This window comes from Kluyvera ascorbata ATCC 33433 (genome assembly GCF_000735365.1).
GTDB lineage: Bacteria > Pseudomonadota > Gammaproteobacteria > Enterobacterales > Enterobacteriaceae > Kluyvera > Kluyvera ascorbata.
This window is the reverse complement of record NZ_JMPL01000002.1, coordinates 93,403-119,038: the sequence shown is the minus strand read 5'-3', so window position 1 is coordinate 119,038 and position 25,636 is coordinate 93,403. Positions and strand designations below refer to the sequence as shown.

Below are 25,636 nucleotides of genomic sequence, written 5' to 3'. Positions count from 1 at the left end.
AAATGTCGCCTTTTTACCTTTATGTGATGCAACTACTCTGTACTGCAAACAACACCATCATGGTAATTGAAAGAACACAGCGCTTTTAATCACATTGCTGAAAATTATTTACGAAGCATCACTTCAATAAAATCTTTCCAGTTCCCCAGTTCACGTTCGATCATAACTACCTCTCTTATTATTATGCGTATTTTACGTACAAATGTATGACCTGTGAATACGGTTAATCCGATTACTTTGATTGCCGCTGCCAACCTTTCTTTACTGCTTGTGGTCACTATGGGCCGGAATTTTGACATTTAATGTGACGCACAGCAACATTCTGAAATAGTTATCAGAATGTGAATCATATGATACAAATTTACCCTACGACAAAGCAATCAAACTACGTAAAAGCGCGTAGCCAGCATGATAAACTGTACGATTTTCAGCCACTTTGGCCGGATGAAATTAAAACGGGCAGCGGACTGAATTACGTGTATATTCGAGTCCCCTAAAACCTGCAGATATAAAGGCGGAACATGACCACTCTCTACGGAATAAAGAACTGCGACACCATCAAGAAAGCCCGCCGCTGGCTGGATGAGCACCAGGTTGAATATCGCTTTCACGATTATCGCGTTGATGGCCTGACGCCCGAGCTGCTGGCATCCTTTATTAATGAGCTGGGATGGGAAGCGCTGCTGAATACCCGTGGCACCACCTGGCGTAAGCTGGATGAGCAGGTCCGCGCCGGAATCAACAACGCCGACGCCGCTGCCGCGCTGATGCTGGAAATGCCCGCTATCATCAAACGACCATTGCTCTGCGCGCCCGCACAGCCTATGCTGCTGGGTTTTAGTGATACCAGTTATAGCCAATGGGTCGCCAAAGCGCGCTAACGCCGTTGGCCCTGTTCTACTGTTTTCAGATAACGAAAATAACGAGGTCTAGTTTATGTCTTGCCCAGTCATTGAGCTGGCTCAGCAGCTTATTCGCCGCCCTTCTCTTAGCCCGGACGATGCGGGCTGTCAGGCGTTAATGATTGAACGCCTGCGTGCAGCAGGTTTTACCATTGAGCCGATGGACTTTGGCGATACCCAGAACTTCTGGGCATGGCGCGGCAAAGGAGAAACGCTGGCGTTCGCAGGCCACACCGACGTGGTGCCTGCTGGCGATGCTGACCGCTGGATTAACCCACCGTTTGAACCGACAATCCGCGACGGCATGCTGTTTGGCCGCGGCGCTGCCGACATGAAAGGCTCGCTGGCGGCGATGGTTGTGGCGGCAGAACGTTTCGTCGCCCAGCACCCGAATCATAAAGGTCGCCTGGCGTTCCTGATCACTTCCGATGAAGAAGCCAGCGCTACTCACGGTACGGTAAAAGTGGTTGAAGCGCTGATGGCGCGCAATGAGCGCCTGGACTACTGCCTGGTGGGCGAGCCGTCCAGCACGGAAGTGGTGGGTGACGTGGTTAAAAACGGTCGCCGTGGCTCAATGACCTGCAACCTGACCATTCACGGCGTTCAGGGGCACGTGGCGTATCCACACCTCGCCGATAACCCGGTTCACCGCGCCGCGCCGTGGATGAATGAACTGGTATCGATCGAGTGGGATCAGGGCAACGAATTCTTCCCGCCGACCAGCATGCAGATTGCCAACATTCAGGCCGGTACTGGCAGCAACAACGTGATCCCAGGCGATCTGTTCGTGCAGTTCAACTTCCGCTTCAGCACCGAACTAACCGACGAGATGATCAAATCGCGCGTTATCGCCCTGCTGGATAAATATCAGCTCCGTTATAGCGTTGACTGGTGGATTTCCGGACAGCCGTTCCTGACCGCACGCGGTAAACTGGTCGACGCGGTAGTGAACGCTATCGCGCACTATAATGAAATAGAACCACAACTGCTGACCACCGGCGGGACGTCAGATGGTCGCTTTATCGCCCAGATGGGCGCGCAGGTTGTTGAACTGGGTCCGGTGAATGCCACCATTCATAAAATTAATGAGTGTGTGAACGCCGCAGACCTGCAGATGCTGGCGAGGATGTACCAGCGCATCATGGAACAACTTGTCGCCTGACGGCACAACATAAGGGGTAATGCGCATGGATTGGCTGACAAAATACTGGTGGATTCTGGTACTGGTGTTTCTGGTAGGGGTTATTATCAACGTGATCAAAGATCTGAATCGCGTCGATCACAAAAAATTCCTCGCCGATAAACCGGAGCTGCCTCCGCACCGTGATTTTAACGACAAATGGGACGACGACGACGACTGGCCGAAGAAGGACCAGCCGAAGAAATAAATCGCTTCATCAGTCGGCCGCTCTCATGTAGGCCTGATAAGCGCAGCGCCATCAGGCATCGCCGCCATGAATTACCGGATGGCGGCTTTGCCTTATCCGGCCTACAGGCTCCCGGCGAGCCGGGAACCCACAAGACTTACATCATCTCGATGAGATCGTCATTTTTCGGCGGGCTGCCGCCCAACGCTTCATCGAAATAGTGCTTCGGCACGGTATAACGCAGGTGATCCAACGCGAACTGCATGCTGCGATCGTCTATCGCGTGGCCTAAATCCTCAACGATATCCAGCGTCACATCGCCGCCTGCGGCCTGTAGCGCCTCCTGACCTTTCACCGCCCAGGCAAGATCGATAACCCGGTCTTCTCCGCCGTGAATCAGGTGGATGGTCGTGGCGGTGTCCGCTTTTTCCGGCATCGTCGCGTAGCGGCCGTTAAAGGCAATCACCCGTGATGCCAGTCCCGGCTCCGCTTTAATCCCCTCGAGCGACATAATTGCCCCCTGAGAGAAGCCAATTAATGCTGTCGCTTGGGGACTCACGCCGCTCTGTTTCTGCCAGTAACGCACGGTTTCAATAAAGGTTGGCATGATGGCATCAATGCGTGCCTGGCGGTTTTCTTCCGTCACGCCCGCCACGGAGAACCACTGGCGGCCTGGCGCCGGACCACAAGGCTCCGCCCCCCCTACGCTAACGATAAGCGCATCAGGAAACAGCGGCGCAAACCAGCTGCCGATCTGCCCCATTGCCACCGGATTATCGCCCACGCCATGAAACAACAGCAGCAGCTGTTGAGCGGGCTTCGCGGGGCTTTGAACAACAAAGTGATCGTGTGTCATGGCTGTCTCCTTGGTTTTGACGGTCAGTTTACGCCGCACCAAAATAATGACCATGCCATTTAACTGAATGAGTCAGTTAAAAAAATTGCAGTTGTTGGACACGTTTGGCGAGTTGATTTGTTCGTTCACCGTCAAGACTCAGCATAGCCTGTGCTGCCTCATCACGCAGGCGCACCAACAGCGCTTTTCGCCCGTGCAGCCGCAGGCGAGTGCAAAGAGCGGGTTCGCTATCACCGGAAAGCCGCCCGCGCAGCGCTGGCAGCGAAAGCGTGCTGGCTTCACACAGCTTATGCAAGCTCCCGAGTGCTGCCAGCATCGGGCGATGCGCAAAAGCAAACCCGGTCAGATCCCACCAGTCATCATCTGTAAGGATAGCCTCGGTTATTTCCGCGAGCGGCACTTTTTCATCGACCCACAGGGAAAGCCAACGCCACTCACGACACAACCGACGGTGCTCGCGCTGCGTCAGCGCCTCTCCAGCCGAGGTGAGCGGGCGCAGCGCCATCGCAGCGTAGCAGCCGCTGCTCGCCTCTCGTTGAGTGCCGATACGCACCAGCGTAAAACCACAGCGCTGCCAGAACCGCCACAGCGCCTCGGTATAACCAAAACTCACCGAGAGATAGTCACATCCCGCCGCCCTCGCCCACGCCCGCGCTATCAACTGTTGTCCGATACCCCCGCGCTGACGCTGTGGGTGGACCGCAACCCGGCTAATACGCCGCCCGATAAGCGTCGCGGCCAGCGGGCTGCCACCATGAGCCGCCAGTGACTGTGCTACCAGATTCCCTCGGGGACGACGAAAGCCCGCCCATACTGCCTGGCTCAGCTCGGGCGACAATCCGCCTTCATCGACCAGCCAGAGCGCACCAGCAAGCCCCTGCGGCGTTTCCGCGCTGATAAAATGCTGACCCGGCGCATCCATCATCCGCCGGAGGTCGAGCGGTGAGGTGCGGTAATGGGCGCCGGAAAGAAGCTGGTACAGCGCGGTAGGTTGTTCAGGGCTGGACCGCCAGGCGGATTGCGAAACGGGCACCAGCGTCACCTCACCGGTTGGCGATGTCGTGAACGCCTCATCGTGAAAAATCAGCGCATCGTTAACCAGCGCTTCCAGCGGGCACCCTGCCGCCCAGCGAATAGGCTGGTTGAGGGTGAAAACGTGACGTTCTGGAAACACAGCGCAGAGTTTAAGTAAAAAGCCGCGTCCGGTGCCCTCGTAACCCTGCACGGTTGTGGTCAGCAGCGTACGGGGAAAGCGAGCGATAAGTTTCTGGAGTAGTGGTGCGGGGATAGCAGCGGCTTCATCAACCACCAGCCAGTCGGCGCGTTCATCCGACGCCAGCAGCGCATCAGGAGCCATAAAGCGAAAACGATCGCCAGCAAAGGCGGCAATGACCTCCGCAGCAGCACGGGAAGGCGCGGTGACGATAGCCTCACCGGGCAGACGCTGGATGTGCATACCCGCCAGCGCTGACTTTCCACGCCCGCGTTCTGCCGTTATTACCGACACCGGTGCACTCGCGTTCGCCAACGCCGCTAAAATCGTCTGCTGCTCGCGTGCGGGCTCGCCGTTAGCGCGATGCCAGTCAGCTCTTACGGAGAACGTAAGGAACGGCAACGGCACGCCCTGTCGCCAGACTAACGTCTCGGGATGTCGGGAGAGCGACCGGCAAAAATGGTCGACAAAGTTCGGCGTAGCGATAGGTTCCGGCGTGTCGCTCCAGCGCAGCGAATCCACATCGGCCTGATGGGACCATTGGCCCCATTCCGGCACCAGCAGTATCAGCCAGCTTCCGGCCCGCAGCGTGCCAGCCAGTGCGGCAAAAGCGGAGACATCAAAGCCATCGCGGGCGTCGAAGATAGCGTGCTGGAACTCACGCCCCAGCAGCATCACCAGCTTAGATGACGGGCAAAAGGGCTCGGAGACCGGACTCAGGCCGACCCAGAGCACATCATCACCCACCGCGGCGCGAAACGCCGTGGCCTGCTGCTCGCTCCATGCGCGTTCGCCGCTTATCACCAGCAGGCGGCGAATTCCTTCCTGCGCCATGCGCTCAGCGTGCGCCAGCAGTTCATCCATGACCTTCGGCATGTCGTCAGAGCGATTTGCTAAAGGTATTGCACTGCGCCGGGTCACCGCTATCAAAGCCGCGTTTCAGCCAGGTATAGCGCTGCTGTGAGGTGCCATGCGTAAAGCTATCCGGCACCACACGTCCCTGACCCTGCTGCTGCAAACGGTCATCGCCAATGGCCTGGGCGGCGTTCAGCGCCTCTTCCAGGTCACCGGCTTCCAGAATGCCCTGCTTCTGCATATTATGGCCCCAGACACCGGCAAAGCAGTCCGCCTGCAGCTCCATACGCACGGACAGGCGGTTCACCTCCGCCTGCGACGCGCCCTGCTGCATTTGGCGCACCTTAGGCTCGATGCCCAGCAGCTTTTGTACATGGTGGCCGACTTCATGCGCAATAACATAGCCCTGCGCAAAATCACCGCCCGCGCCAAGCTTGTTTTTCATGTCGTCGTAGAAAGAGAGGTCGATATAGACCGTGCTGTCGGTCGGGCAGTAGAACGGCCCCATTACCGATTGCCCGGTGCCGCAACCGGTACGGGTCGCACCGCGGTACATCACCAGACGCGGCGGCTGATAGGTTTTACCCATCGCCTTAAACTCCTGCGCCCAGGTGTCTTCCGTAGTGGCAAGGATAACTGAGGTAAATTTCGCCGCCTCATCATCTTTCGGGCCGCTCACCCGCTGAGAGTTTTGCTGCTGGCCTACAGGTTCACCGGTCATGAGGCCCGTGAGGTCCACGCCATAGTAACCGGCCACCAGCACGATAATCAGCAGAACAATGCCGCCTTTACCGCTCGGGATGCGAAAACCAGGGCCGCGCCCTCCCATCATCGGGGATTCCGAACTGTTCCGCCGGTCTTCTACATTGTCACTTTCGCGACGACCTTGCCAACGCATAACTACCTCAGTCTTATTCTCAGAAATACTGATACGATCGTAGGCGGTTACGGGGGGGATTACCACTGGAAATGTTGTGCGGGGATTCCCGACGGTGAGGATGTAGGCCTGATAAGCGTAGCGCCATCAGGCAAGCAACCCACACCTTGCCGGATGGCGGCGTAAACGCCTTATCCGGCCTACGCGCAGGGCGAGGCCGGGGAGTGCATCACTTAGTCGAGCTTAACGCCTAAACGATGTGCCACTTCTTCGTAAGCTTCAATCAGGCCGCCCAGGCTCTGACGGAAACGGTCTTTGTCCATTTTGTCCATGGTCTTTTTGTCCCACAGACGGCTGCCGTCCGGCGAGAACTCATCGCCCAGCACCACTTCGCCTTTAAACAGACCGAACTCCAGTTTGAAATCGACCAGGATCAGGCCCGCATCGTCAAACAGCTTTTTCAGCACGTCGTTCGCTTTGAAGGTCAGTTCCTGCATACGCGCCAGGTTCTCTTTGCTCACCCAGCCGAAGGTTTCACAGTAGGATTCGTTAACCATCGGGTCGTGCATCGCATCGTTTTTCAGGAACAGGTCAAACAGCGGTGGATTGAGCTCGATACCTTCTTCAATCCCTAAGCGTTTCACCAACGATCCTGCAGCACGGTTACGCACAACGCATTCCACCGGCACCATATCCAGCTTTTTCACCAGGCATTCGGTATCAGACAACAGCGCTTCCATTTGGGTTGGGATCCCCGCTTCTGCCAGTTTGCTCATAATGAAATGGTTGAACTTGTTGTTCACCATGCCTTTACGATCGAACTGCTCAATGCGAGCACCATCCCCTGCTGACGTATCGTTACGGAATTCGAGTACCAACAGATCCGGGTTTTCGGTGCTGTATACGGTTTTCGCTTTACCACGATACAACTCAGCTAGCTTTTGCATCTTTGTCACTCCAGTGATGATTACGATAAATATTTGTGCATTTTCTGCCGACGCACACGATTGCGTCACTATACAGAAAAAAGGGCCGGATTGCTCCAGCCCTCTTTAATTACTTCGTAAATGCTGCCTGGAATGCTGCTACCAGGGCGTCATTCTGAGACTGCGTCAACGGATGGCCTTTCGGATCGATGAACTGCAGGCTACTACGGTTGTCCAGGTCACCGACCTGAAGTTTGTAGTCACCGGATACCATGCCCGGATCGCTTGCGCCCAGATCTCTCCAGCTGCTGTCGGACAGCGGTTTGTAAGTCACCGCGATGCTGCCCTGAGAGCGGGTGCTATCGGTCACTTTCATGCCCACTTTTTCCAGCGCTGCTGGCAGACGCTGCCACACCTGGTTGAACGGACCACGGACGACCAGCATTGGCAGACCGGTATCATCAGCAGCGCTCTGAACGTCGAAGGTTGCACCGGCAGAGCCTCTGGCGTTGTTCGCGGCATCCGTCGCGTTCTTATCCAGGCCCGCAGAGATAACGTTCAGCATTTCAGCGCTATAACGCTGCAGGGAAGCACGGTCAGCAACCGGCTTGCCAGCCTGTTCGAGGTTAATCAGCTTCACGTTTACAGCCTGCTGATAACCCTGAGGCTGTACGGAGATCTGATAGCGACCACGGTACTGCTGGTCTTCATCAAGACGGTTCCACTCAACCCAGTCCGTCGTCAGCGTCTGACTAGCATCATCACGTTTGGTGATGGTGTAGTTTTTCGCCTGAACGATGCTGACAACCTGCGGCCACAGAGAACCGCTACGGCTATTTTCTACCAGCAGCGTGGCGGTATCACCCGTAAACTGGGTACGCGCACCGGAAACCAGCGCCAGCGGCTGTGCCGGCGGACGGATATCCAGCGCTTTGCCGACGGCACCGCTGCCGTTGGCGACTGGAATGTTATAGTCGCCATTTTCAACCGGCAGAATCATGCCCGCAGGGGCGTGAAGTTCACTTAACGGTGTTGCTTGCAGGTAGGATTCATCACCGCTCACCTGGCGCTTATAGCGCGAGTCGGAACTACAGGCCGCAAGCAGTAAAACCAGCGATACCCCCGCAACCTTCGCCAGGCGCGACTTCTGTACTGAGTAAGCCATCAAATCTCCCTAAACTTTACAGCAAACCGGCATGCTTCAATGCAGATGCCACAACATCACGACCGTGGTCGGTGATAGGTGTCATCGGCAAACGCATGGTGTCGGTCGCCACAAGTCCCAATTCCTTACATGCCCATTTCACTGGGATCGGATTGGGTTCGACAAATAATTTATTGTGCAGCGGCATCAGACGCTGGTTAATGATACGCGCTTTATCAAACTGGCCATCAGCTGCCAGTTTGCACATTTCCGCCATATCACGCGCCGCAACGTTCGCCGTCACTGAAATAACGCCCTGACCGCCGAGCTGCATGAAGTCCAGACCCGTTGCATCATCACCGCTCAGCAGGATGAAGTCATCTGAAACCAGCTCTTTGATCTGATGAACACGGCTTAAGTTCCCCGTGGCTTCCTTAATCGCGATAATATTTTTAATCTTCGCCAGGCGACCTACGGTTTCCGGCAGCATATCGCAACCGGTACGGGACGGCACATTATACAGAATTTGCGGCAGGTCAGTATGCTCAGCGATCGTTTTGAAGTGCTGGAACAAACCTTCCTGGGTCGGACGGTTATAATACGGGGTAACGGTAAGACAACCTACCACGCCGCTATTATTAAAACGCTGGGTCAGGCTGATCGCCTCTGCGGTTGCATTTGCCCCCGTACCCGCGATAACCGGAATGCGGCCGTCGGCCAGCTCCAGCGTGGTCATCACGACATCGCCATGCTCTTCGTGGCTGAGCGTTGCTGATTCGCCGGTAGTCCCTACCGAGACAATCGCCGAGGTTCCGCTGGCGACATGGTAATCAATCAGTTTTTTCAGGCTTGAACGGTCGACATTACCTTTTTCATCCATCGGCGTGACAAGCGCTACAATACTTCCCGTGAACATGGGCCATCCTCTGTGCTGACGTGCGGACATGAATCTCAATGGTACGTTTGGTCTTGTAATAAAAGCAAGAGACTGAAGCCCTTCAGAATGTTGTATGCCGGTTTTTTTTATGCTTTCCTAAGGAATACCGCACCTTTTTAAAGGAAGAACAGGTTTGACAGCCTCATTACAACACTATCTGGTCATTACAGCCCTGGGCGCGGATCGCCCTGGCATCGTCAATACGATTACCCGTCACGTGAGCAGCTGCGGCTGTAATATCGAAGACAGTCGCTTGGCCATGCTGGGGGATGAGTTCACTTTTATTATGCTGCTTTCCGGTTCCTGGAATGCGATTACGCTGATTGAGTCCACCCTGCCGCTAAAAGGCGCAGAGCTGGATCTGCTTATCGTGATGAAACGTACCACCGCGCGTCCACGTCCGGCGATGCCGGCAACGGTCTGGGTGCAGGTCGAGGTGCCTGATTCGCCGCATATTATTGAGCGCTTTACCGCGCTGTTTGATAGCTGGGAGATGAACATTGCCGAGCTGGTGTCACGCACGCAGCCGGGCGATAACGAAGGCGTCGCACAGCTGTTCATCCAGATTACGGCCCACAGTCCCGCTACGAAAAATGCATCAAATATTGAGCAAGCGTTCAAAGCCCTATGTACAGAACTCAATGCACAAGGCAGTATAAACGTGATCAATTATTCACAGCATGACGAACAGGATGGAGCTGAGTAATGAACCCACTGAAAGCCGGTGATATCGCACCGAAATTTAGTTTGCCCGATCAAGACGGCGAGCAGGTAAATTTAACCGACTTCCAGGGACAACGTGTTCTGGTCTATTTCTACCCGAAAGCAATGACCCCTGGCTGCACCGTGCAGGCCTGCGGCCTTCGCGACAATATGGATGAGCTGAAAAAAGTGGGCGTTGAAGTGCTGGGCATCAGCACCGATAAGCCTGAAAAGCTCTCCCGCTTTGCCGAAAAAGAGCTGCTGAACTTCACGCTGCTCTCCGATGAAGATCACCAGGTTTGCGAGCAGTTTGGCATCTGGGGTGAAAAAACCTTTTGGGCAAAACCTATGACGGCATTCACCGTACCAGCTTCCTGATTGACGCAGATGGTAAAGTCGAGCACGTCTTTGACGACTTCAAGACCACCAACCACCACGACATCGTGCTGGGCTGGCTGCAGGCAAATTCTTAAGCCAATAACGTAGCCCGGCCGAGCGCAGCGACGCCGGGATTTCCCCGGGGTCGGCGTAAACGTCTCGCCCGGGCTACACGTCAATTCGACACATCTTCTTCCGTCACCAGCCCATCTGGCCAAGCGTGCACCACCGCTTTAATCAGCGTGGCCAGCGGAATCGCAAAGAACACCCCCCAGAAGCCCCACAGCCCGCCGAAAATCACTACCGAGAGAATAATCACCAGCGGGTGAAGGTTCACGGCTTCGGAGAACAGCACCGGTACCAGCAGGTTTCCGTCCAGCCCCTGAATAATCAAATAGACCGCGAACAGGCTCCAGAACTCGGTGCCCAGGCCAAACTGGAACAGCGCCACGCAGACCACCGGAATGGTAACCACAAATGCGCCGATATAAGGAATAAGTACCGACAGCCCAACCAGCACGGCAAGCAGCAGCGAGTAGTTAAGACCAAACATCAGGAAGCCAAGCCACGTAGCAACCCCAACGACGATCATCTCCAGCACCTTACCGCGTATATAGTTGGTAATCTGCTGATTCATCTCTTTCCACACCTGCCCCGCCAGGCCCCGGTTGCGCGGCAGCACGCGGCGCACGGCGTTCAGCATTTGCTCTTTATCCTTCACCAGGAAGAAGACCATCAGCGGCACCAGCACCAGATAGACCGCGAGCGTCAGCAGCCCGACCAGCGAAGCGACGGAATATTTGACCACCGAATCGCCCAGCGTCAGCATGCGCGTACGCATGTTTTCAGCCATCGCATCAATAATGCCCGCATCCATCAATGCAGGGTAACGACGCGGCAGCGTGGCGGCAAAATCGGAGAGTTTATTCAGCATGCCGGGCATATCGTGGATAAGGTTAATCCCCTGCTGCCAGGCAATCGGCATTACCACAAAGGCCATCAGCAGCAGAATGCCGATAAACAGCACCATCACCGCGGTAGTAGCCCAGGTACGAGACCAGCCCAGCCGCTCCAGACGGACGGTCGGCCACTCCAGCAGGTAGGCCAGCACTAGCGCAACCAGCAGCGGCGCCAACAGGCCGCTGAAGAAGAACAAAATGCAAAAACCTGCCACCAGAATAACCAGCAGCGCGATCGCCTCCGGGTCACTAAATCGGCGGCGGTACCACTGCATCAACATCTCGAGCATAAATCGATTCCCTGAACGTGTTGCTTTCACACAGAAGATGAATTGTATCGAAGTGTCACAAAAAAGACTCCGCTTTTTATATTTATCCCAACAATCACGCGATTATCATTTTCAACCCGTGAGCAGATAGATACACTCCCAGAGCAGCACATAATGGAACGTAACATTAGGCTGTTGGTCAAAACAGGCACATCCCCACATTACAGGACAGAGGTTATGTTCAGGCAGTTGAAAAAAACGCTGTTGGCATCCCTTATTGCAACGCTTGCGCTCGGGCAAATTGCTCCCGCCTTTGCAGATTCTGCGGACAACCTCCCGGATATGGGCACCTCCGCAGGAAGCACGCTCTCCATTGGTCAGGAGATGCAGATGGGGGATTATTACGTACGCCAGCTGCGCGGAAGCGCGCCGCTGATTAACGACCCGCTGTTGGTCCAGTACATCAACTCACTCGGCATGCGTCTGGTCTCGCACGCGTTTTCCGTGCGGACACCGTTCCACTTTTATCTGATTAATAACGACGATATCAACGCCTTCGCCTTCTTCGGCGGTAACGTGGTGCTGCACTCGGCGTTGTTCCGCTATTCTGACACCGAGAGCCAGCTGGCTTCGGTTATGGCGCACGAAATCTCTCACGTGACGCAGCGCCACCTTGCGCGCGCAATGGAAGACCAAAAGCGTAACGCTCCGCTGACCTGGGTCGGCGCGCTCGGCTCAATTCTGCTGGCTATGGCCAGCCCACAGGCGGGTATGGCCGCATTAAGCGGTACGCTGGCGGGCACCCAACAGGGCATCATCAGCTTTACCCGACAGAATGAAGAAGAAGCTGACCGTATTGGTATTCAGGTACTGCAACGTTCAGGCTTCGACCCACAGGCCATGCCGGCCTTTATGGAAAAGCTGCTCGACCAGTCGCGTTACTCATCGCGACCACCGGAAATGCTGCTGACTCACCCCCTGCCGGAAAGCCGTCTGGCCGATGCGCGTAACCGCGCGAACCAGATGCGCCCGGTGGTCGTGCAATCTTCCGCGGATTTCTACTTTGCTAAAGCACGTACGCTGGGCATGTACAACTCCGGGCAAAACCAGCTCGGCAGCGACCTGCTTGACGGCTGGTCGAAGGGCAATATTCGTGAACAGCATGCCGCCCAGTACGGACGTGCGCTGCTGGCAATGGAAGCCAAGAACTACGCCGAAGCAAGCAAACAGCTTCAGCCGTTGCTGAGTGCCGACCCGCAAAACGCCTGGTATCTTGACCTGGCAACGGATATCGATCTCGGGCAGAAGAAAACCAACGAGGCCATTACTCGTCTGAAGAATGCCCGTGAACTGCGCACGAACCCGGTACTACAGCTCAACCTGGCGAACGCCCTGCTTGAAGGCGGGCAGCCAGCGGAAGCGGCAACCATTCTTAATCGCTACACCTTTAACAATAAAGACGACACCAACGGCTGGGATTTGCTCGCCCAGGCGGAAGCCGCACTGGGTAACCGAGACCAGGAGCTGGCCGCTCGCGCCGAGAATATGGCGTTGGTGGGAAGGCTCGACCAGGCAATTTCCATGCTCAGCGCGGCCAGCGCGCAGGTGAAATTGCGCAGCCTGCAGCAGGCTCGTTACGATGCCCGTATCGATCAGCTGCGTCAGCTGCAGGAACGCTTCCGCCCTTATCAGAAAATGTAATAGGAGAGACGATGACGGATTCGGTCACGATTTATCACAACCCGCGCTGCTCAAAGAGCCGCGAGACCTTAAGCCTGCTGAAGGATAACGGTATCGACCCTGAGGTCGTGCTTTACCTCGACACGCCACCGGATGCCGACACGATCGGCAAGCTGATCAAGATGCTGGGGCTTGGCAGCGCACGCGAACTGATGCGCCAGAAAGAAGATCTCTACAAGTCGCTGAACCTTGCCGATAGCCAGCTCAGCGAAAAACAGCTTATTCAGGCGATGGTAGAGAACCCGAAGCTGATTGAGCGCCCTATCGTGGTCCACAACGGGCAGGCACGCATTGGCCGCCCACCGGAGCAGGTCCTGGAAATCGTCCGCTGATTCCCCCTAAAGCCGCAGCGCTTCCAGAAAAGCCTGCGGCGTCATATTCCCCAGTTTTTTCTGTTCCTTTCCGCCGTTAAATAACGCACACAGCTTCATGATGAGTTCGTCTGGCGTACAAGCACGCAGCGCGGGGATAATCGTCACCAGCGGTACGGTGACCGCCACCGCCTGATGCTTCCGTTCCGTCGTCGTTACGCTGACGTTTATCTCGCGCTCGGCCAGATGCTGACTTAGCGCGGTAATATACGTTTCGCTTAACCACTCATCACTTTTAATCTCAACAGATTGGATATCACCCGGAAACTGTTCCAGCACCGCATCCAGCCAGTGGATAACCAGCGGCGATGACATACCCGAGTAGATTCGCGCCGCACACCAGCCGCTTAAGGGCTCCTGCGCCCACAGCAGGTGATGGTCACCGTCATCGTCCATATGCAGCGACAAAAAGCGGTAATGCAACGTCAGCGTTTGTGGCTGAATGCCCGCTTTAAGCGCCTTCTTACCTTGCAGTATGGCCTCACCATTTTTCGGATAAGACGGCGTCAGGTAACGGCTGAGCGTCGCGCGGGACAGCGGAATGCCTAGCCCTTCCTGCACCATAAACAGCAGATCGTCTAACGGCGCGCGGAGGATTTCGCGCAGCGCGTTAATCAACACAATCTGCTCTTGTCTCATCGCTTTGTGTATCACCACAGGCGTCGTGCTTTTATCCGCCGTCTGCTCACGCTTACGCCAGCGCCGTACTGTCGTCACGGAAATACCCAGTTCCAGCGCCAGTTCACGGTCACTTTTATCCGATTCCTGGAGGTATTTACGAATACGCGGTGTCGTTGTCGCGTTAGCATGCAGCTTAATTTCCATGGCTTTCCTTAAGGTGTTTATAACTAATCATATGAGATTTATATGAATCAAGTCGGTGCATTGTGACCCGTTTCACCTTTCCGGGCCAGGCTTTCTCCCATAATCCCTTTCGTCGTTTTCTATTACATAACACACACAATGTCCGTTAATCTTATACGGAGTTCACAATGAACAATGTTCTGGGATTTTTAGAAGAGAAATTGATGCCGATTGCGGCGAAAACCGCACAGCAACGTCATCTTGGCGCCATCCGCGGTGCCTATGTTTCCTTTATGCCGTTTATTATCGTCGGCTCCATTCTGTTGGTTATCTCGTCGTTCCCGAATCAGGGCTATCAGCAGTTTATGTCCAGCACCTTCGGCGCAAGCTGGAGCGCCATTATCGAGATCCCGTTTAACGCGGTCTTCTCTACTATGTCGCTGTTTATCAGCTTCCTTGTCGCCTACCGACTCGCAGAGCACTACGGCGATGACCGCATCTCCAGCGGCATTCTGGCGCTGGTCTGCTTCCTGATCCTGACGCCGTTTATTAAGGTTGCCGAAAACGGCGGCATTACCGTGATGCCGGTTGAATGGATTGGCACCAAAGGTCTGTTCGTCGCCATGATTGGCTCACTGCTGTGGACCGAGCTGTTCTGCTGGCTGAAGCGCAAAAAACTGGTCATCAAAATGCCGGAAGGGGTACCACCTGCGGTACAGGAATCTTTCGCTGCGCTGATTCCGGCACTGGTGGTGATGATTCTGGTGCTGGCGATTCGCATCGGCTTTGAGAACACCCACTACAGCACCATTCATCAGTTCATTTATGACGTCGTCGCCACCCCGGTTCGCCATTTCGGCACCTCCTATTTTGGCGCACTGATGACCGTATTCAGCATCACCATTCTGTGGTCTGTGGGGATCAACTCGGGTTCGATGGTCAACGGCATCATCCGTCCGCTGTGGATGGAAAACCAGACCGACAACATTGCAGCCATTCAGGCAGGCGTCACACCGCCGCACATTATTACCGAACAATTTTTCGACATGATCTGGATGGGTGGCGCAGGGGCCACGCTGTCGCTGGTCATCGCCATGCTGATTTTCGCACGCAGTAAAAACATGCGCGAAGTGGCGCGACTGGGCGCGGGGGCATCCATCTTCAACATCAACGAACCGGTGCTTTTCGGCCTGCCGGTGATTATGAACCCCATCATGCTGATCCCGTTCAACCTGGTGCCACTGGTGCTGGTGACTATCCAGTATCTGGCGATGAAAGTGGGTGCCGTCGCCGTGACCACCGGGGTGTTTATCCCGTGGACGCTGCCGCCGGTGATCAGCGGATTTATCGTTACCGGGCATATTTCCGGCAGCGTGATGCAAATCATTAACCTGCTGATTGGCGCGATGCTGTACCTGCCGTTTATGCGCATCGTCGATAAGCAGTACCGTAATGCGGAGATCAGTACCGTTGAGGAATCCAGCACGCTAGCAAAACAGGAGTAACAAAAAGATGTGGGGAATTATTGCAACCTGGCGTATGGCGCTGGAAGGCGTAGAGGAGTCGGCGTCCGCGCTGGCAGCAGGCAGTGCAGCATCAACGTCCGTGGTGGATGCCGTGGTCGCAGTAGAAGATTTTCCGTTCTACAAATCGGTAGGCTATGGCGGCCTACCGACCGAGAACGGCGAGGTAGAACTGGACGCCGCCTGGATGGACGGCGATACGCTGGCCTTTGGCGCGGTGGGTAATCTGGTCGACATCGCTAACCCGGTGAAAGTGGCGCAGGCGCTGGGTCGCCAGCGCTACAACTCGCTGCTGGTCGGCCAGGGCGCGCGCGAATGGGCGCTGAGCCAGGGCTTTGCCGAGAAAAAAATGCTCACCGAACGCGCGATGCAGCACTACCGTAAACGCTGCCGCGAGACGCTGGACAAAGGGCTAAGCCCCTACGACGGTCACGACACCGTCGGCGTTATCGCTCTCGACAAAAAGGGATCGATGAGCGTGGCCACCTCCACCAGCGGCCTGTTTATGAAAAAACGCGGACGAATTGGCGACTCACCGATTATCGGTTCCGGCTTCTACTGCGACAGCCTTATCGGCGCGGCTACCGCCACCGGCGTGGGCGAAGATTTAATGAAAGGCTGCACCAGCTACGAAATCGTCCGCCGGATGGAACAGGGTATGACCCCGCAGCAGGCGGCGGATTCGGTGGTGTACGAACTGGAAGATAAGCTGATGTCGCGCTTTGGCCGTGCGGGGGATCTCTCCGTGGTTTGCATGAACCGCAAAGGCGAGTTCGGCGCGGCAACCAACATCAAAACCTTCTCGTTTGTGGTGGCCACCGCCACTCAGCCGCTGACGGTGTTCCGCGCCGAGCGCGTTAAAGAGAAAACCCATTATCAGCCGGTAGACGACGCCTGGATGCAGGCCTATGCCGACCGCATTCGCGCCCATATCGAGGAATAAACGATGATTAACTACCGCTTAGTGACGACGCTCGGAAGCGAGCAAGAACAGAGCCATCTCATCACCTGGCCCGACAGCCCTTTGCTCCAGCAGGATGTGCTGCGCAATAACCCGCTTATTGCCGAGATGACGGCGCGCGCAGCCCAGGGAAAGCTGGCGGACACCGGTTTCGGCTGTGGGCCATTCGCCCGTATCACCATCGTGCCGCAAAACGCCTGGCAGGACAGCCTGACCGACTCGCTGCTCACCTTCCTGCGTCCGCTGTTTGCCACGCCGATATGCAGCAACGTGCTGCTCGACTGTACGCACATTCACAACACGGTCCTGACTAAAACGTTGCGTTTCCTGTTTAACCAGGCCCACACCTTGACGGACCTCGGGCTAAAAACGTCCGCACGAAGCGATGTACGCCTGACGCATATTGATGCTTTCTGTTCCGACGCTGAACAGGCACGTCTTGAAACCCTGTTCAGCCAACAGCAGGCGATAGCCAACGGCATGATTGCCGCCCGCCGCCTGGCGGATACCCCTTCCGAGCAGTGCACGCCGCAGTATGTGGTGGAAGAAGCCCTGCGTCTGTGCGCCCCCTTCCCTACCCTGCGTTGTGAAGTGCTGGATGAAAAGGCCATTGTCGAGCAAAGCCTTGGCCTGCTGCATGCGGTAGGCAAAGGTGCCAGCCGCCCACCGCGCCTGCTAGCCATTCATTATGAAGGGGCAAGCCATGGCCCGGTGCGCAGCTATGTCGGCAAGGGCGTAACTTTCGACACTGGCGGCCTGTGGCTGAAAGAAGGCGCGGGCATGTACACCATGAAGTATGACATGTGCGGTGCAGCCAACGTCCTTGGGCTGATGCTTTGCATCGCTGAGCTTAAATTACCGGTGCGGGTGATGGGCGTGCTGGCGCTGGCGGAAAACGCCATCGGCCCCGACGCCATGCAGCCGGGCAGCGTGGCCCGCGCCTGTAACGGCATGACGGTGGAAATTAATAATACCGACGCCGAAGGCCGCCTGGTGCTCTCCGACGCTATCGCCTGGGCCAGCCAGCGTCATGCGCAAACGCAGTATATTATCGACCTCGCCACGCTAACCGGTGCTGTGGTTAAAGCGCTGGGCTATGATCTGAGCGGGCTGATGACCCAGGATAACGCGTTGCGTTCGGCCTTAACCACCGCCGGGGAACAGAGCGGCGATGAAGTCTGGTCGCTGCCGCTGGATGCCAGGTTGAAAAAGCAAACGGAGAGCGCCATTGCCGATCTATGCAATACGCCGACCAACAACGCAGCGATCAGCGCCTCTGCGGCCTGGCTGCTTCACCACTTCTGCCCGGCAGATATTCCGTGGGCGCATCTGGATGTCAGCGGTACGGCGCTGTGGCGCGAAGGGGGGAAAAGCGTGGCATCAGGCAGGCCAATTCCGCTGCTGATGCAGCATTTGCTTAACGATCTGGATATTAGAGAGTAAACCCGGCGTCACTGCGTTCGGCCGGGCTACTGCTTCGTGTAGCCCGGCCAAGCGAAGCGCCGCCGGGAAATGTACTACAGCTTCAGAATCTCTTTCACAAACGGAATGGTTAGCTTGCGCTGAGCGGTAATGGAGGCATGATCGAGCTGATCCAGCGTCTGGAACAGCGTGCGCATTTCGCGATCCAGGCGTTTAAGCATGAAGCGACACACATCGTCCGGCATTTCAAAGCCGCGCAGACGAGCACGTAATTGCAAGGCCTGTAATTTATCTTCATCAGACAGCGGCTGGAGCTTGTAGATTTGCCCCCAGTCGAGGCGCGAAGCAAGATCCGGCAGGCCCAAATTCAACTGACGCGGCGGACGATCGCCGGTGATCAGCAAGCGGGTGTTGCCCGACTCTAAGATCCGGTTATAGAGATTAAAAATCGCCATTTCCCACAATTCGTCTCCCGCCACGCACTCGATGTTATCGATGCAAACCAGCGAAAGCTGCTCCATCCCTTCCAGCACTTCCGGCACAAACCAGGTGCGTTTATCCAGCGGAACGTAGCCCACGGCATCGCCGCGCTGGGAGAGTTCTGCACAGGCCGCATGCAGCAAATGGCTGCGCCCGGCGCCTTCGCGCGCCCAGATATAGATGTATCCGCTGTGTTCCTGCCGCAGCACGTTTTGCAGTGCAGCAAGTAAAGAAGGGTTATCGCCTGGGAAGAAACTCGCAAAGGTTTCATCATCAGGAAGATAAAGTGGCAAAGAGAGCTGTGCCGGTGCGTTCAGAGGAGACCTCAACATGGGCTTACGAAAAAACGGGAAGAGTTTAACACAGAAATAGCTGGGGAGAGAACCGGGCGGCGATCCGCCCGGCTTTAGGATCACGACTTAGAGGTTTCACTGTCTTCCGCGTCCAGCACCACTTCTTCCGGGCGTAGGACGCTGATCAGTTTGAAGACCAGACTCAGACAAATACCCACGATCGTCGCCAGCGCCATGCCTTTCAGCTCAGCCGCGCCGATGTGCACTTTCGCGCCGCTCACGCCGATGATCAGGATAACGGAGGTCAGGATCAGGTTCTGCGCTTTGCTGTAGTCCACTTTGGATTCGATCAGCACGCGGATACCGGAAGCCCCGATGACCCCGTACAGCAGCAGAGAAACACCGCCCATGACCGGCAGTGGGATAATCTGAATCGCCGCCGCCAGCTTACCAACGCAGGAGAGCAGAATCGCAATGATTGCCGCACCGCCGATAACCCAGGTGCTGTACACGCGAGTAATCGCCATCACGCCGATGTTTTCGCCGTAGGTGGTGTTCGGGGTAGAGCCAAAGAAACCGGAGATCACGGTGGAGAGACCGTTAGCAAACATCGAGCGGTGCAGGCCCGGGTCACGAATCAGGTCTTTCTTGACGATGTTCGCCGTCACCACCAGGTGGCCGACGTGTTCGGCAATGACCACCAGCGCCGCTGGCAGGATAGTAAAGATGGCAAACCACTCAAAGCGTGGGGTATAGAAGGTTGGCAGCGCGAACCAGTGCGCCTCGGCAATCGGGGTGGTGTCCACGACGCCCATCACGAAGGAGAGCGCATAGCCCACCAGCACGCCGATAAGAATCGGGATAATAGCCAGGAAGCCACGGAACAGTACCGAGCCAAACACGGTTACCCCCAGCGTCACCAAGGAGATGATGATGGTTTTAGTATCCGCAGACTGACCGTCCGGCGGCAACAGACCCGCCATGTTAGCCGCAACGCCCGCCAGTTCCAGGCCAATAACGGCAACGATTGCGCCCATCGCCGCAGGGGGGAACATCACGTCAAGCCAGCCGGTGCCCGCTTTTTTCACGATGAAGGAGACCAGGCAGAACAGCACGCCGCACATAATAAAGCCGCCCAGCGCCACTTCGTAGCCTAACGGCAGCAGCAGCAGTACCGGGGAGATAAAGGCAAAGCTGGAGCCCAGATAAGCCGGGATTTTGCCTTTACAGATGAAGAGGTACAGCAGCGTCCCGAGACCGTTGAACAGCAGGACGGTGGCCGGGTTGATGTGAAACAGGACTGGCACCAGCACGGTTGCGCCAAACATGGCGAATAAATGCTGCAAGCTAAGCGGGATGGTCTGTAACAACGGTGGTCTTTCGCTTACCCCAATTGCACGGCGCGTCATTGTGTTTTCCTCTGTGTTATTAGTCTCAGTTTTTTTATTCAAAAAAAAGCCGACTATCAAAGTCGGCTCTTTTTATTTTTCGTTTACTTAGTACCAAAAATCTTATCGCCGGCATCGCCGAGGCCCGGAATAATGTATCCGTGCTCGTTCAGGCCCTGGTCAATCGACGCGGTGTACAGCTCGATGTCCGGATGCGCTTTTTCCAGCGCCGCGATACCTTCCGGCGCAGCTACCAGCACCAGCACCTTAATGCTGGAGCAGCCCGCTTTTTTCAGCAGGTCGATGGTAGCGATAACGGAACCGCCGGTTGCCAGCATTGGGTCAACGATCAGCGCCATACGCTCATCGATATTAGAGACCAGCTTCTGGAAGTAAGGAACCGGCTCCAGCGTCTCTTCGTCGCGGTACATACCGACCACGCTGATACGCGCGCTTGGTACGTTTTCCAGTACGCCGTCCATCATGCCCAGGCCTGCACGCAGGATTGGCACAACGGTAATTTTCTTACCTTTGATCTGGTCGATTTCTACCGGACCGTTCCAGCCTTCGATGGTCACTTTCTCGGTTTCCAGACCGGCGGTAGCTTCATAAGTCAGCAGGCTGCCGACTTCGGAGGCGAGTTCACGGAAGCGTTTGGTGCTGATGTCGTTCTCGCGCATCAGGCCCAGCTTGTGTTTGACGAGTGGGTGTTTAACTTCCACAATCTTCATTCTCTTTCTCCTTTAGATGGGGCAGCCACAAAAAAAATCGCGGGATTATACCGCTTTTTTCCGATTGCGCCATACCTATGATGATTGACCAGGATCAAGCAAAGCGGCGAATGGGTCCTCAGAGAGTATAAGACAGGATAAAAATAAACCCCGACTCGCGGGGTTTTATATTACGTATTCAGCGAGTTAGAGCTCGCTGCCGTTGGTCGCAATCACCTTCTGATACCAGGCAAAAGATTTTTTACGGCTGCGCGCCAGCGTACCGTTGCCTTCGTTGTCTTTATCGACATAAATAAAGCCGTAGCGTTTCTTCATTTCGCCGGTACCGGCGGAAACCAGGTCGATGCAGCCCCACGGGGTGTAGCCCATCAGATCCACGCCGTCTTCCACGACCGCTTTTTTCATTTCGGCGATATGCGCAGCAAGATAGTCGATGCGGTACTGGTCGTTCACCGTGCCGTCGCTCTCCAGCACGTCAATCGCGCCGAAGCCGTTCTCCACGATAAACAGCGGCAGCTGATAGTGGTCGTAGAACCAGTTCAGGGAGTAGCGCAGCCCCACCGGGTCAATCTGCCAGCCCCAGTCAGATTTCTGTACATACGGGTTGGAAACCAGACTGGTGGTTTCGTCGTAGTCGAGTTGCGGGTTATCGTCGGTAGCCTTAGTGGCAAACGACATATAGTAGCTAAAGCCGATGTAGTCGACGCAGCCTTCAGCCAGCGCCTGGCGGTCTTCATCGGTGATATCGAGTTCAAAACCACGACGCTCGAAGTAGTTCAGCAGATGCTGCGGATACTTGCCGCGCACGTGCACGTCGGTGAACCAGTAGCGACGGTGCATGGCGTTCATCGCCATCATCATGTCATTCGGCGCGCAGCTCAGCGGGTAGATTGGGCACATGGCAATCATGCAACCAATTTGCAGCGCAGGGTTGATTTCATGCCCGACTTTCACCGCCAGCGCGCTCGCCACCAGCTCATAGTGTGCGGCCTGATACATCACCGGCTCGCGGTCTTCACCCGGCTGATACTTCAGGCCAGAGTTGGTGAAAGGCGCAAAATCTTCGTGGAAGTTCGCCTGGTTGTTGATTTCGTTGAACGTCATCCAGTACTTCACTTTGTGCTGGTAACGGGTAAACACCACTTTGGCAAAGCGAACGAAGAATTCAATCAGCTTACGGTTGCGCCAGCCGCCGTACTCGGTGACCAGGTGATACGGCATCTCGAAGTGCGACAGGGTAATGACCGGCTCGATACCGAGCTTCAGGCATTCGTCGAACAGGTCATCATAGAACTGCAGGCCCGCTTCGTTCGGCGTCAGCTCGTCGCCGTTGGGGAAAATACGCGTCCAGGCAATAGAGGTTCGGAAGCACTTGTAGCCCATTTCGGCGAACAGCTTCAGATCGTCTTTATAACGGTGGTAAAAGTCGATGGCTTCGTGGTTCGGATAATTTTTTCCTGGCAGGACGCCGTTGGTAATTTCGCGCGGCACGCCGTGCGCCCCGGCGGTCATCACGTCCGCCACGCTCACGCCCTTCCCGCCTTCCTGCCAACCGCCTTCAAGTTGGTGTGCGGCTACCGCGCCGCCCCAGAGAAACCCAGCTTTAAATCCAGACATATCTTTCCCTCGTTAAACAGTAAGTTGTCGCTGCGAATAGTGCTGATTGAAATGGTAAACCGCGCCGATAAGCCCGGCATCGTTGCCGTGGCTGACGGTATCGATATATTCAGCGATGCCGAACCAGGCCAGATGTTCGCGCATCAGCGCCAGGAAGCCAGGCCGCTCCACGATGCCGCCACCAATGAAAATGGTCTGCGGGTCAAACAGGTTCACCAGGTTATAAAGGCCGGTGCCGATATCATTGAGAAACTCCGACACCAGTCGCTGGCAGACGGCATCCCCCGCCTCAAAGCGGTCAAAAATTTCCTCGCCCGTCACCTCGTCCAGCGTTTTGCCGATATGCTGCGCGTAGCGATAGCGCAGCACGCGCAACGTGCAGTTTTCATTCATCGAGTAGCGACGGACGTCGCGAGAGCCGGGACGGGTGGTTTGCATATATCCGAATTCGCCAGCGCGAAAACGGGCGCCGTGCACCAGTTGGTTGTTACAGAAGATAGCGCCGCCGATGCCGGTGCCGATGGTCATCACCAGGCAGTTAGCCATATCGCGAGCCTTGCCCTGCCAGCGCTCGGCCAACAGCACACAGTTCGCATCGTTCTCAATAGCGACCGGAAGCCCGGTTCGTTCTTCCAGCCACGCGTTAATGGCAAAGTTATCGAATTTACGAATGGCACCGCCCATTTCGATATAACCGGTATGGGGGTTAACGTAGCCCGGCGCGCTGATAGCGATACCGGTGCATTCAGGATGGGCCGCAATCCAACTTTCCATTACCGCCAGAATCTGGTCGCCATCGCTGTCGCTGATGGGCTGTTTTCCTTTTTCGAGCAGTTCACCGCTTGCGGCAACAACGCCCATCTTTAACGCCGTACCTCCAATATCAAAGGCAGCAATCTTCATTCCGTTCATCCCTTGTGGCCGTTTTCACATCTGCTATTGGCTCTGCTGAAACAAAGACAGAAACCGGTTTCAGTGACATGATGTGGATTCGCCGTAATGGATGCAAGAACAAGGGTGTACCCGGTTTCATTTTCGTGAGCAGTATCATATTTGACCGATATATTGATGGAAACGATGGAAAAACCGGGCCACGAAAATTGGGATCAGAATAGGCTCGCAAACGTTTGCCTGGACTGATAGAATTGCGCCGATTTTTCTTGCTATCGCAAACGCGTGGAGACTTAGCAGTGACCGACAAAACCTCTCTCAGCTATAAAGATGCCGGTGTTGATATTGACGCAGGAAACGCTCTGGTTGACCGTATCAAAGGGGTGGTGAAGAAAACTCGCCGTCCAGAAGTGATGGGTGGATTAGGCGGTTTCGGCGCACTGTGCGCGCTGCCACAAAAATATCGCGAACCGGTGCTGGTTTCCGGCACTGACGGCGTTGGTACCAAATTGCGTTTAGCGATGGATTTAAAACGTCACGACACCATCGGGATCGATCTCGTGGCAATGTGCGTAAACGACCTGGTGGTTCAGGGCGCTGAGCCACTGTTCTTCCTCGACTACTATGCGACCGGTAAGCTCGACGTCGATACCGCAGCAAGCGTTATCAACGGCATCGCTGAAGGCTGCCTGCAGTCTGGCTGTGCGCTGGTTGGCGGCGAAACCGCTGAAATGCCGGGCATGTACCACGGTGAAGATTACGATGTGGCCGGTTTCTGCGTCGGCGTCGTTGAGAAATCAGAAATCATTGATGGCAGCAAAGTGACCGACGGTGACGTGCTGATTGCCCTCGGCTCCAGCGGCCCGCACTCCAACGGCTATTCGCTGGTGCGTAAAATTGTTGAAGTCAGTGGCTGCAACCCGGACACCACCCAGCTTGAAGGCAAAACACTGGCTGACCATCTGCTGGCACCGACCCGCATCTATGTGAAATCTATCCTGGAACTGATCGCCAGCGTTGATGTTCACGCCATTGCGCACCTGACCGGTGGCGGCTTCTGGGAAAATATCCCGCGCGTGCTGCCAGACAATACTCAGGCCGTTATTGATGAATCCTCCTGGCAGTGGCCAGCAGTATTCAACTGGCTACAGGATGCCGGTAACGTGAGTCAGCATGAAATGTACCGTACCTTCAACTGCGGCGTGGGCATGGTTATCGCGCTGGCGGCTGACCAGGCTGACAAAGCCATTGCGCTGATGAACGAAAAAGGTGAAAACGCGTGGAAAATCGGCTATATCAAAGCCTCTGATTCCGAACAGCGTGTGGTCATCGAATAAATGAAAAATATCGTGGTGCTGATTTCCGGCAGCGGCAGCAACTTACAGGCGCTAATTGACGCCTGCGAGCAGAAAAGGATTCCTGGCACCATTCGAGCGGTATTCAGCAACAAGGCCGATGCGTTCGGCCTTGAGCGGGCGCGCGAGGCGGGCATTCCCCAGCACGCGCTGGCGGCAAGTCAGTTTGCCAGCCGCGAAGCCTTTGACCGCGAGCTGATGCATGAAATTGACGCCTATGCGCCCGATGTCGTGGTGCTGGCGGGCTACATGCGCATTCTGAGCGCTGAGTTCGTTCAGCACTATCAGGGCAAGCTGCTCAACATCCACCCTTCCCTGTTGCCAAAATACCCAGGGCTTAATACCCATCGTCAGGCGCTCGATAACGGCGATACGGAACACGGCACATCGGTGCACTTTGTTACCGAAGAACTGGACGGCGGGCCGGTCATTTTGCAGGCCAAGGTACCGGTTTTCGACGGCGATGATGAAGAGGAAATCACCTCTCGCGTTCAGGCGCAGGAGCACGCTATCTATCCTCTGGTGGTGGGCTGGTTCCTCAATGGTCGTCTCAAGATGCAGGATAACCATGCCTGGCTGGATGACGTGAAGCTGCCACCGGAAGGCCATGCAGCAGAATAAATCCTGTAGCCCGGACGAGACGCGTCAGCGTCGACTCCGGGGTATCTCCCCGGC

General features: G+C 55.8%; 25 protein-coding genes and 1 pseudogene. 12 read left to right on the top strand and 14 right to left on the bottom strand.

The window, feature by feature from the left end:
* Positions 1–104: 104 nt before the first annotated feature.
* Positions 105–164, bottom strand: a complete 60-nt coding sequence (gene ypfM, locus GKAS_RS24735) for a protein YpfM (protein WP_001386977.1) — start codon at positions 162–164, stop codon at positions 105–107.
* Between the two features lie 357 nt (positions 165–521).
* Here ypfM and GKAS_RS01205 point away from each other — a divergent pair, with 357 nt between their 5' ends.
* Genes GKAS_RS01205 through GKAS_RS01195 form a run of 3 tightly spaced genes read left to right on the top strand, consistent with a single transcriptional unit; the run spans position 522 to position 2,290 of the window.
* Entirely contained in the window at positions 522–881 is a 360-nt protein-coding gene (locus GKAS_RS01205; protein WP_035891488.1) for an ArsC family reductase, read from the top strand.
* 55 nt (positions 882–936) lie between these two features.
* Entirely contained in the window at positions 937–2,064 is a 1,128-nt protein-coding gene (gene dapE / locus GKAS_RS01200; protein WP_035891487.1) for a succinyl-diaminopimelate desuccinylase, read from the top strand.
* Between the two features lie 25 nt (positions 2,065–2,089).
* Positions 2,090–2,290 carry a YpfN family protein gene (locus tag GKAS_RS01195; protein ID WP_035891485.1) on the top strand — a complete coding sequence of 67 codons (201 nt, stop codon included), beginning with the start codon at positions 2,090–2,092 and terminating at the stop codon, positions 2,288–2,290.
* A gap of 136 nt (positions 2,291–2,426) precedes the next feature.
* Here GKAS_RS01195 and ypfH read toward each other — a convergent pair whose 3' ends face one another.
* The 6 genes from ypfH to dapA form a co-directional block, all read right to left on the bottom strand.
* Positions 2,427–3,125 (bottom strand): esterase, encoded by a 699-nt coding sequence (gene ypfH, locus GKAS_RS01190; RefSeq protein WP_035891482.1) that lies wholly within the window; start codon positions 3,123–3,125, stop codon positions 2,427–2,429.
* Positions 3,126–3,201: 76 nt separating this feature from the next.
* Positions 3,202–5,202 (bottom strand): tRNA(Met) cytidine acetyltransferase TmcA, encoded by a 2,001-nt coding sequence (locus GKAS_RS01185; protein WP_035891530.1) that lies wholly within the window; start codon positions 5,200–5,202, stop codon positions 3,202–3,204.
* Between the two features lie 16 nt (positions 5,203–5,218).
* Entirely contained in the window at positions 5,219–6,091 is an 873-nt protein-coding gene (gene ypfJ, locus GKAS_RS01180) for a KPN_02809 family neutral zinc metallopeptidase (protein WP_035891481.1), read from the bottom strand.
* Positions 6,092–6,303: 212 nt separating this feature from the next.
* Complete coding sequence (purC, locus tag GKAS_RS01175) at positions 6,304–7,017, bottom strand: phosphoribosylaminoimidazolesuccinocarboxamide synthase (RefSeq protein ID WP_035891480.1); 714 nt, start codon at positions 7,015–7,017, stop codon at positions 6,304–6,306.
* A gap of 109 nt (positions 7,018–7,126) precedes the next feature.
* Positions 7,127–8,161 (bottom strand): outer membrane protein assembly factor BamC, encoded by a 1,035-nt coding sequence (bamC, locus tag GKAS_RS01170; protein WP_035891476.1) that lies wholly within the window; start codon positions 8,159–8,161, stop codon positions 7,127–7,129.
* A gap of 16 nt (positions 8,162–8,177) precedes the next feature.
* On the bottom strand, positions 8,178–9,056 hold the full coding sequence (gene dapA / locus GKAS_RS01165) for a 4-hydroxy-tetrahydrodipicolinate synthase (RefSeq protein WP_035891474.1): 879 nt from the start codon (positions 9,054–9,056) through the stop codon (positions 8,178–8,180).
* Positions 9,057–9,210: 154 nt separating this feature from the next.
* Here dapA and GKAS_RS01160 point away from each other — a divergent pair, with 154 nt between their 5' ends.
* Positions 9,211–9,783 carry a glycine cleavage system transcriptional repressor gene (locus tag GKAS_RS01160; protein WP_035891472.1) on the top strand — a complete coding sequence of 191 codons (573 nt, stop codon included), beginning with the start codon at positions 9,211–9,213 and terminating at the stop codon, positions 9,781–9,783.
* Positions 9,783–10,252 (top strand): annotated as a pseudogene (gene bcp / locus GKAS_RS01155) (thioredoxin-dependent thiol peroxidase). Before GKAS_RS01160 ends, bcp begins: the two are co-directional and overlap by 1 nt.
* An 80-nt stretch (positions 10,253–10,332) precedes the next feature.
* Here bcp and GKAS_RS01150 read toward each other — a convergent pair.
* Positions 10,333–11,406, bottom strand: coding sequence for an AI-2E family transporter (locus GKAS_RS01150; protein WP_035891470.1), 1,074 nt, complete (start codon positions 11,404–11,406; stop codon positions 10,333–10,335).
* 216 nt (positions 11,407–11,622) lie between these two features.
* On the opposite strand from GKAS_RS01150, the gene bepA reads away from it, so the two are divergent.
* Positions 11,623–13,086, top strand: coding sequence for a beta-barrel assembly-enhancing protease (gene bepA, locus GKAS_RS01145; RefSeq protein ID WP_035891468.1), 1,464 nt, complete (start codon positions 11,623–11,625; stop codon positions 13,084–13,086).
* 11 nt (positions 13,087–13,097) lie between these two features.
* Entirely contained in the window at positions 13,098–13,457 is a 360-nt protein-coding gene (arsC, locus tag GKAS_RS01140) for an arsenate reductase (glutaredoxin) (RefSeq protein WP_035891466.1), read from the top strand.
* A gap of 6 nt (positions 13,458–13,463) precedes the next feature.
* Here the strand turns inward: arsC and GKAS_RS01135 are convergent, their stop codons facing one another.
* Positions 13,464–14,321 carry a homeodomain-like domain protein gene (locus GKAS_RS01135; protein WP_035891465.1) on the bottom strand — a complete coding sequence of 286 codons (858 nt, stop codon included), beginning with the start codon at positions 14,319–14,321 and terminating at the stop codon, positions 13,464–13,466.
* A 167-nt stretch (positions 14,322–14,488) separates the two neighbouring features.
* On the opposite strand from GKAS_RS01135, the gene celB reads away from it, so the two are divergent.
* From celB to GKAS_RS01120, 3 genes are read left to right on the top strand one after another with little or no spacing between them, the layout of a single operon-like run.
* Positions 14,489–15,805, top strand: coding sequence for a PTS cellobiose transporter subunit IIC (celB, locus tag GKAS_RS01130; RefSeq protein WP_035891463.1), 1,317 nt, complete (start codon positions 14,489–14,491; stop codon positions 15,803–15,805).
* A gap of 7 nt (positions 15,806–15,812) precedes the next feature.
* A complete protein-coding gene (locus GKAS_RS01125; protein ID WP_035891461.1) occupies positions 15,813–16,766 on the top strand; it encodes a glycosylasparaginase in 954 nt (317 codons plus the stop codon).
* Positions 16,767–16,769: 3 nt separating this feature from the next.
* Positions 16,770–18,227: a leucyl aminopeptidase family protein gene (locus GKAS_RS01120; protein ID WP_035891458.1), complete on the top strand. Its 1,458-nt coding sequence runs from the start codon at positions 16,770–16,772 to the stop codon at positions 18,225–18,227.
* A 74-nt stretch (positions 18,228–18,301) separates the two neighbouring features.
* Here the strand turns inward: GKAS_RS01120 and GKAS_RS01115 are convergent, their stop codons facing one another.
* From GKAS_RS01115 to bglK, 5 genes are all read right to left on the bottom strand, one after another.
* On the bottom strand, positions 18,302–19,003 hold the full coding sequence (locus GKAS_RS01115; RefSeq protein ID WP_185668937.1) for a DnaA inactivator Hda: 702 nt from the start codon (positions 19,001–19,003) through the stop codon (positions 18,302–18,304).
* 95 nt (positions 19,004–19,098) lie between these two features.
* Positions 19,099–20,388 (bottom strand): uracil permease, encoded by a 1,290-nt coding sequence (uraA, locus tag GKAS_RS01110; protein WP_035891455.1) that lies wholly within the window; start codon positions 20,386–20,388, stop codon positions 19,099–19,101.
* 83 nt (positions 20,389–20,471) lie between these two features.
* Entirely contained in the window at positions 20,472–21,098 is a 627-nt protein-coding gene (upp, locus tag GKAS_RS01105) for a uracil phosphoribosyltransferase (RefSeq protein WP_035891452.1), read from the bottom strand.
* Between the two features lie 186 nt (positions 21,099–21,284).
* A complete protein-coding gene (locus tag GKAS_RS01100) occupies positions 21,285–22,715 on the bottom strand; it encodes a 6-phospho-beta-glucosidase (RefSeq protein ID WP_035891450.1) in 1,431 nt (476 codons plus the stop codon).
* A gap of 12 nt (positions 22,716–22,727) precedes the next feature.
* Positions 22,728–23,618, bottom strand: coding sequence for a beta-glucoside kinase BglK (bglK, locus tag GKAS_RS01095; protein WP_035891448.1), 891 nt, complete (start codon positions 23,616–23,618; stop codon positions 22,728–22,730).
* 287 nt (positions 23,619–23,905) lie between these two features.
* On the opposite strand from bglK, the gene purM reads away from it, so the two are divergent.
* Together purM and purN are read left to right on the top strand one after the other, a co-directional pair.
* On the top strand, positions 23,906–24,943 hold the full coding sequence (gene purM, locus GKAS_RS01090) for a phosphoribosylformylglycinamidine cyclo-ligase (RefSeq protein ID WP_035891446.1): 1,038 nt from the start codon (positions 23,906–23,908) through the stop codon (positions 24,941–24,943).
* Positions 24,944–25,582 (top strand): phosphoribosylglycinamide formyltransferase, encoded by a 639-nt coding sequence (gene purN / locus GKAS_RS01085; RefSeq protein ID WP_035891444.1) that lies wholly within the window; start codon positions 24,944–24,946, stop codon positions 25,580–25,582.
* Positions 25,583–25,636 lie beyond the last annotated feature (54 nt).